Below are 7,550 nucleotides of genomic sequence, written 5' to 3' on the forward strand. Positions count from 1 at the left end.
CAAATCCGGTGTTGGTCATTGCCGCGGTCATTCCGATCATCGTGCTGCTGGCGAGGTCACGCTGCCATGCGAGCCGCGACAGCAGAAACACCAGCGCGAAGCAGAGCAGGGAGCCGCCGCCAAAAGCCAGCAGAAAACGCCACTCCAGGAGATTGCGCGCCTGTTCCTGCGCGATGGTGACGAACAGCAGCGCCGGCATCGCGATGTTGTAGGCAAAATGCACGAGGCCGTCGGCGAGCGAGCGCGAGATGTAGCCGAGCCACCCGGCGAGCCAGCCGGTGACGATGATCGCAAACACGGGAAGGACCAGGCTGGCGATCTGCATCTGGTTCGCCCTTGGTGCTGTCACGACGTCCTGAGATCCAGCGCACGATAGCACATGACGCCGTGCCTTCGAGCCGCAATCGAAGACGCATTGAGTGACCGTCGGCATCCCGGCACAGCTCGCCGGTCGAGGTCGTTGGCGGCAGCAGAGTTAGGATGAGTTCGTGCAAGCGTCCATCATTTGTGCCAGGCGCTGGTTTGTCGTTCAGGGATCACGCGTCGTTCTCAGCATTTTCGCTTCCGCGCTTGCCTCCGTCCATCTCCGCTATCAAAGCCGAGATCCGGGCACAGCACGAGCTTTCCCTCAAGGCCGCCGGCTTCGAGGCGCCAATGTGCTTCAGCAACCTCGTCCAGCGAGACCCGTTCGGCGACACGCGGGTGGATGGCGCCGCTGGCCAGCAGCGCGAACAGGCCCTTCAGGTCATCCTTGAACCATGCAGGACGTCGCAGCCGCATCGCGTTGATGGAGTAGAACAGCGCCCGCCGGCCGCCAGGCAGCCACCGCCAGAGGTACAGCCGCGCAATCCACGCCAGCATGGTGAGCATGCCTCGCCGACCCCGAACGCCAGCCGAGTAGCCATAGGCGCAGAGCAGACCGCCTCCCTTCAGTGCCGCCAGCGAGCGGCGATAGCCGTCCTCGCCGATGCCGTCGAAGACGACATCGAATCCGCCCGGGACCGCCCGCGTGAAATCCTCGTGCTGATAGTCTATCGGTGCCGCACCGAGTTCGCGGATCAGTTCGGCGTGCCTGCCATTGGCACCGCCCCATAGCTGGAGCCCTGCCATGCCGCCGAGAACGAGCAGCGCCTGACCGACCGCACCGGCAGCGCCATGCACCAGCACGCGCTGCCCTCGCTTCACCTTTGCTGCGCGATGCAGAAGCTGGTATGCCGTCATCCAGCTCAGGATCAGCGTGGCGGCCTGCGCCGCGTCGAGGCCCGCCGGCACCGGGGTCAACTGGCTGGCCTGAAGCGTGCGATAGGCCGCATTCGATCCGAGCACCGTCATGTCGGCCACACGATCGCCGAGCCTAAATCCGCTGACGCCGTCGCCGAGCTGATCGATTTCCCCGATGAGGTCGTAGCCCATCACGAAGGGCGGGCGGCGGGCGGCAGTCGGCGGGTAGAGATGGCGCCGGATCAGCGTATCGGTGTACTCGAGGCTAGAGGCAAGCACGCGGACCCGTACCTCGCCCGGACCGGCCGTCGGCAGGGGGGTCTCGACCACTTCCAGTCCCCCGGGATCGCCGAAGCGCCGCAGTTGAACGACGCGGTTGCGCGGTTCGATCACATGCTACTCCTTGCAATTTCACAGGCAGCAGGAGGTGTTGCAGTTGAGGGTCTCGCACCAAGCAGCGGTCAGCGATAAAGGTGATCCCTGTCATTGATGCAGATCAAACCCGCTCCCGCAGACACCGTCCAGCCTGCCGGCGGTAGCTCAGGCCAGTGCAGCCCTTCGATTTTTGGCTCGCGGGCCGGCCGGCAAGGTCGCAATTCACTTGAGCCAAGCCGACGCGCGCCCTGATAGTGATCCTGCATCAGGCGTTACGGAAGAGCGTCGACCGCCGCTGCTGCCTTGCCGCCGACGTCTGATAATAGCTCCTGGCTGACTCGAGCGGGTTTCAGCAGCTGGGGCAACTTGCTTCAGTTGTTTGAAAATCGAATCCGAAAATGACGGACCATCACGCCTTGGCCGGCGCGGGCGGGGCGCTGGTGGCGCGCAGGTTCAGCAGATTGCCGGCCAGGATCAGCGCCGCGCCGAGCACGGTGAAGACGTCGAGCCGCTCCGAATAGATCAGCCAGCCGGCAGTCGCGGTGAGCGGCACGCGCAAAAAATCCATCGGCACCACGACGGTGGCATCGGCATGCCGCATCGCGCTCGCCAGGCAATAATGCGAGAAGGTGCCGCAGATCGCGATCACGACGGTCCAGCCCCAGACCACGGCCGATGGCCAGGTCCAGAGATAGAGCGTCGGCAACAATCCGGCGGTCGCCTGGACCACGGTCATCCAGAAGATCACCGACAGCGCGCTTTCGGTGCGCGTCAGCGACTTGACCAGCGCCATCGAGACGCCAAAACCGACGGCAGCGGCGAGCGCGATCAACTGGCCGGGATTGATCTCCCCGGTCGCGGGACGCACGATGATGACGACGCCGATGATGCCGAGCACGATTGCGGTGGCCTTCGACACCGTCATGCGCTCGCCGAGCAGCGAGGCGGCCAGGATCGCGGTCCAGATCGGCATGGTGAATTCGATCGCGACCACCTGGCCGATCGGAATCAGCGTCAGGGCGAAAAACCAGCCGAGCTGCGCGCCATAGTGGATCAAGTTGCGGGCCGCATGCAGCGGCAGGCGTTTGGTTCGGAGCGCATGAAAACCTCCGCCGCGACTTATCATCGGCAACAGGAACAGGAAGCCGAGCAGCGAACGCACCTCCATGATCTGGAACACGTTCAGTTCGCGCGTTGCCTCGCGGCCGGCGACCGCCATCACCAGCATCAGCGACAGCCAGCCTGCCATCCACAGCGCGGCCTTCGTCTTGGATTGAATCTTGGATTGAGTCTTGTCCATGGGGCTCGGAAACGGGGCAGGGGGCATCCGTATCGGTGACGCCAAAAGCCTTGGCAACCAGCAAAATGTCGACGCTGGAATGCAGCGCGCAGGTTCAGCAAAACTGGGCTCGGGCAGGAAGCCTTTGGATGGACCGCTCCAGCGCTGCTCCTGCTCTTTATCGCCGGCTCCGTCGATGCTACCGCCGGGGGACGAGATCGAACTCGCCGCCGTCATCCCGGCGGCCGCAAGGGTGCAGGAAAATGACAGCGAATCGAATGACGTCCGCGGACTTCGTGACAGCCTTTGCAACCGGATGGCCGGAGCAGGAGCCGCATCTCATGGTGTTGTCGCTGACCACCCACAAGGGCGTTCAGGACTTTGCGCTGAGCAAGGAGCAGGCGCTCCTGATCGCCAAGACGATCAAGAAGACGGCCGCGCAGCTCGCCCCGCCGAAAGTCGCCTAAAGACCCTTCAGCGCGACAGGGTGATGGTGGCGCCGCGGAACTGGCTATCGCCCCGTATCACGACCGACTGGCGGTTGCCGCGCGTGGTCAGCGAGATCTGGGCATTGAAGCCGGCCGCGTTGGCTGCCACGTCAAAGCGGCCGCCACCGCCGCGGCCTTGCAGCGTTCCGGTAATGCCGCGGCTCGATTCGCTCCAGTTCCCGGTAATGACGCCGCCCTCGTCGACGACTTCGCCTTGCAGATCGAACCTGTAGGAGTCGCTGGCGCAAAGCAGATTGAGCTGCATCTGAGGCCCGGAGACGGCATAGGTGGCGCGGCAGCGGATGCGCTCGGTCGAGCCGTCCTCCAGGCTGATGGAGCCGCCGCCGGCCCAGCGGCCGGCCATTCCGGCGAAGGGACCTGACTGCGCTTGGCTGGGCGGGCTGAAAAACGTGGTGAACAGCAAAACGGCGGCTGCCGTCAGCAGCCGCCGGGTCATTAGAGGCGCGCAAGACGCGCCCGTATCATCATCCTTGCCGCGCGGCGTGCCAGCGACCGCTGCACGGAATCCCTGCCGAAGCACCATTCCACTTCCCCGATCCGGTGTTGCCCGTGATCTGCCCATTTGCATAGGCACCGTTGATCGAGACCTTAACTAGGCCCTCATGTCCGATGCTGCCAGTCACGTCGGAGCCGGGCGCGGAAATTTTACCGTCGGTGACCGTCAGCGTGGAGCTCGCGGTCGGCTCGCAGCTGCCGCTGTTGGTGACGATGGTGACGGTCCAGAGCCCATCATACGGGGATTGGGCGAGAGCAGGCGAGACGGCCCCGGCGAGAACCGAGGCAAACAGAACCAAACCAATGCGGTTGCGACGCATGATGAAGCAGATCCTCAATTTCGGGTGATGGACGGCTTATTCGGATCAAATGTGACGAAAATATGCTGCGACGCCAAAAGAAAAAATATTCCAGCATTTTCAATTACATAAAGGTTAACCTGAATGGCCTTCGTGAGGCGGCCGGTGGGATTTGATGCGGGAATCGGCCGATTTGGCCCCTGCTAATGGGAGGCGAGCGCGGGCGCCTTGGTCGCAAACTGCTCGTCCTGGGGTTTGGCGGGCAGGGTGCCGTGGGTCTTGGCGTAGTCGATGGCCTCGGCGAGCAGGCGCTGACCGAGCGGCGCCAGCGCGCGCTCCCACAATTCGCGCGCCGTCTCGCCCTTCTTGACGAAGCACCAGTCCTGCACGGCAATCGCGCCCGCATCCATTCGGTCGGCGAGATGGTAGACCGTGCCGCCGGCGATCGGGTCACCCTCCTTGATGGTCCATTCCACCGCGGCGAGACCACGATGGCGCGGCAGCAGCGACGGGTGGTAGCCGATTCCACCGAGTTTTGCGGCGGCAAGCGCCGCCCGGGCGACGCGCGCGTGGCTGTGGGCGGTGACGATCAGGTCGGTCTGCGGCGCGATCTCGGGGGCGACCACCAGTTTGGGGTTCGCCTGCACCACGACCTCGATGCCGGCGGCTCGCGCCGCCGCGACCAGCCGGTCCTCGGCATCGTGAACGACCACTCGGATAACCTCGACCCCATGCTCTCTGAGCGTATTCAATGTGGTCACGCCGAAATGGCGCGAGCCGACGAGGGTGATGCGCATGGTCTGGATTTCCGTGTGGGGTCGATCTTGGCGGGCAGGTTGGGGCTGAAACGGCGTCGATAACACGGCGCGCGGGTCTGTCACGCGAGGGGTGGCCTCGGCTTCAAGGTTATCAACAGCGGCAGGGCGCGGCCAGCCGGGGGATACACCGAGCAGGTCCAAAAAGCAAAACCGGCGCAGAACCTTGCGTTCTGCGCCGGGAAGCATTCGAGGGTGCCGGACGGCCCTTAGCGATCAGGCCCAGTGCATCTGATGGGCAATGGCCTCCGCATGCATCAGATCGTGCATGGTGATCATCGTGTGGGTTGCACCCGTCGCGTGCGACGTGGCCGCCGGCTGGGTCGCGTGGGTATTGGCGGCGGTCGCAGCCGGTGCGGTGCTCGGCTTGGCACCACCCGCGTTGGCCGCAGCCGTGCTGTGGTCGTCCGCATCATGGCCGTGTCCACCCATGCTGCTACCATTGCCTTGCGCGGTGGTCGTCGCCGCGGCGCCGCCGGTGCCGTTCGCGATGTTCGGGGTGGCGGTCACCGGGATGGCGCCCTGTGCCGTTCCCTTGATCGAGGTGGCCGTGCTCACCGTCGTCGCCGTGCCGACATAGGTACCGCCGTTCACCGGGATATTGTTGCCGGAGACGTCCATGGCGTCGGCGGCAAAACCCTGGCCGGCCGCAGCGATCATCGCCTTGTCGGCGGCGAGCGCAGCGCCGGTGTCGCCGTTCAAAATACCCTGAAGGCCCTTCACCGCAGCCGCCGTATCGGCCTGCAGCGTACCGCCGTTGAGTTCGTTGTCGAAGCGGCCCTGGAACACTGCGCCCTGAGCCGCGTCGAACGTGCGACCGAACGCCTCGTAGTTCTGGATTTGCGTGACCAAGGCAGCGCTTGCCGTGCCCGAACCGTTGGCGATCTTGGTCAAGGTCGCGTTGATCGTATTGCCTTCGGCGAGGAACGCGGCCCAGAAGTTGGTCTGCACCTGGCTGTCCTGGAACTTCTGCACCGATCCGGTCAGGCCGCCCGGCATTTCGGCGAAGCCGCCAACATGCCCTGGCGCGCCGCTCCCGCCGGCAGCCATGTTGATGTTGGCATCGTTCTGCGCGATGTCGATGATGTCGAGCAGATTGTCCGCCGTGCCGCGCAGGGCGGTCGGATTGGCGTTCACCTCCGCGGGATCATACTTGTTGAGCTGCGTGTTGATCTGGTTCAGGATCGTCTGCAGGTGAATCGTGGTCAGCTGCGCGGCGGTGGCCGTCTCACCGTTCTCGATCGCGGCGAGCGCGGTCGCGTTGCCCAAGATCTTGGTCAGGCCCTGTTGAACCGCAGTGAAGTCGCCGGTGATCTGGTTGAGATTGTTGGCGTTGATCCCGCCAAGCGCGAGATCGGCGCCGGCGTTGAACACCTCGCCAACGGCCTTCAGGCTGGTGCCTGCGGTTGCTGCAGCCAGGTTTGCCGCGCTGTCATTGCCGGCGGGAAGACCCTGGAACGCGACATCGGTTGCACCCGTGTTGGCCAGGAAGGTGACCCCGTTCAGCGCACCGGCCAGATGCGCGTCGCCCTTGATCTCCTGCAGGATCTGCGCCTCCACGTTGTGGATGGTCTGATCGGCCGCCGCCAAGGTCGCTGCGTTCGTGGTCTGCGGGGCCGCGGCGAGGATCGTGCCGAGCTGGCCCTGGATGTTGGTCAGCACCGCCGTATCGGTGGCGTTCAGCGTAAAAGCCTTGCCGCCGAGCGTAACGGCGCCTGGATTGGCGAGCATGGCGGCGATATCGGTCTGCACCGCGGTGATGTCTTGGGTGAACTCGCCGAGGAACGGCACCGAGCCACCGCTGTTCGCCGGCGTGGAGAACAGACCGGTCGACAGGCGCACCGCATCATTGAACACGACGCCGGAGGTGACCAGGTCCGTCGTGTGCTGGAGCGCGGACGCACGCACGAGCAGGTTCGATGTGCCGTTCGCCAGCGCAGTCGGATTGAAGTTGATCGGCATGGCGCCGCCCGCACCACCACCGCCGCCGCCCGCACCACCGCCGCCGCCCGGCGATGTGACGGTGCCGCCAGTGCCATTGGCGATATTCGGATTCGCGGTCACCGGAATGGTGCCTTGCGCGATGCCGTGCACCGAGGTCGCGGTGCTGACCGTCGTGGCGCTGCCGACATAGGTGGCGCCGCCGATCGCGATGTTGTTGCCGGAGACGTCCATCGCGTCGGCGGCAAAGCCCTGACCGGCCGCGGTGATCATCGCCTTGTCGGCGGCGAGCGCAGCGCCGGTATCGCCATTCAAAATGCCCTGAAGGCCTGTCACTGCGGCCATCGTGTCAGCCTGCAGCGTGCCGCCGTTGAGTTCGTTGTCGAACCGGCCCTGAAACACCGCGCCCTGTGCGGCATCGAACGTGCGGCCGAACGCCTCGTAGTTCTGGATCTGCGTGACCAATCCCGCGCTCGCCGTTCCCGATCCGTTGGCGATCTTGGCCAGCGTCGCATTGATGGTATTGCCTTCGGCCAGGAACGCCGCCCAGAAATTGGTCTGCGCCTGGTTGTCCTGGAATTTCTGCACCCACCCGGTCAGACCGCCCGGCATTTCG

Annotated in this window: 8 protein-coding genes; 1 reads left to right on the forward strand and 7 read right to left on the reverse strand. The window is 64.9% G+C overall.

What is annotated here, in order from left to right; genetic code table 11:
- The 3 genes from JOZ76_RS33150 to JOZ76_RS33160 all read right to left on the reverse strand — a co-directional run.
- On the reverse strand, positions 1-325 hold a 325-nt coding region (locus tag JOZ76_RS33150; protein ID WP_291705597.1), incomplete at its 3' end, for an AEC family transporter.
- Between the two features lie 224 nt (positions 326-549).
- A complete protein-coding gene (locus JOZ76_RS33155; protein ID WP_291705598.1) occupies positions 550-1,614 on the reverse strand; it encodes a medium chain dehydrogenase/reductase family protein in 1,065 nt (354 codons plus the stop codon).
- Between the two features lie 391 nt (positions 1,615-2,005).
- Positions 2,006-2,896 (reverse strand): DMT family transporter, encoded by an 891-nt coding sequence (locus JOZ76_RS33160; protein WP_291705599.1) that lies wholly within the window; start codon positions 2,894-2,896, stop codon positions 2,006-2,008.
- Between the two features lie 257 nt (positions 2,897-3,153).
- On the opposite strand from JOZ76_RS33160, the gene JOZ76_RS33165 reads away from it, so the two are divergent.
- Positions 3,154-3,342, forward strand: coding sequence for a hypothetical protein (locus JOZ76_RS33165; protein ID WP_291705600.1), 189 nt, complete (start codon positions 3,154-3,156; stop codon positions 3,340-3,342).
- Between the two features lie 7 nt (positions 3,343-3,349).
- Here the strand turns inward: JOZ76_RS33165 and JOZ76_RS33170 are convergent, their stop codons facing one another.
- The 4 genes from JOZ76_RS33170 to JOZ76_RS33185 all read right to left on the reverse strand — a co-directional run.
- Positions 3,350-3,820, reverse strand: a complete 471-nt coding sequence (locus tag JOZ76_RS33170) for a hypothetical protein (protein ID WP_291705601.1) — start codon at positions 3,818-3,820, stop codon at positions 3,350-3,352.
- 28 nt (positions 3,821-3,848) lie between these two features.
- Complete coding sequence (locus JOZ76_RS33175) at positions 3,849-4,199, reverse strand: hypothetical protein (RefSeq protein WP_291705602.1); 351 nt, start codon at positions 4,197-4,199, stop codon at positions 3,849-3,851.
- A 182-nt stretch (positions 4,200-4,381) separates the two neighbouring features.
- A complete protein-coding gene (locus tag JOZ76_RS33180) occupies positions 4,382-4,975 on the reverse strand; it encodes a formyltransferase family protein (protein ID WP_291705603.1) in 594 nt (197 codons plus the stop codon).
- Between the two features lie 234 nt (positions 4,976-5,209).
- Positions 5,210-7,550 (reverse strand): hypothetical protein (locus tag JOZ76_RS33185; protein WP_291705604.1); only part of this gene is annotated, 2,341 nt, incomplete at its 5' end.

Origin of the sequence: Bradyrhizobium sp. (genome assembly GCF_019244115.1) — a bacterium.
In the GTDB taxonomy this organism is placed as follows: Bacteria; Pseudomonadota; Alphaproteobacteria; order Rhizobiales; family Xanthobacteraceae; genus Bradyrhizobium.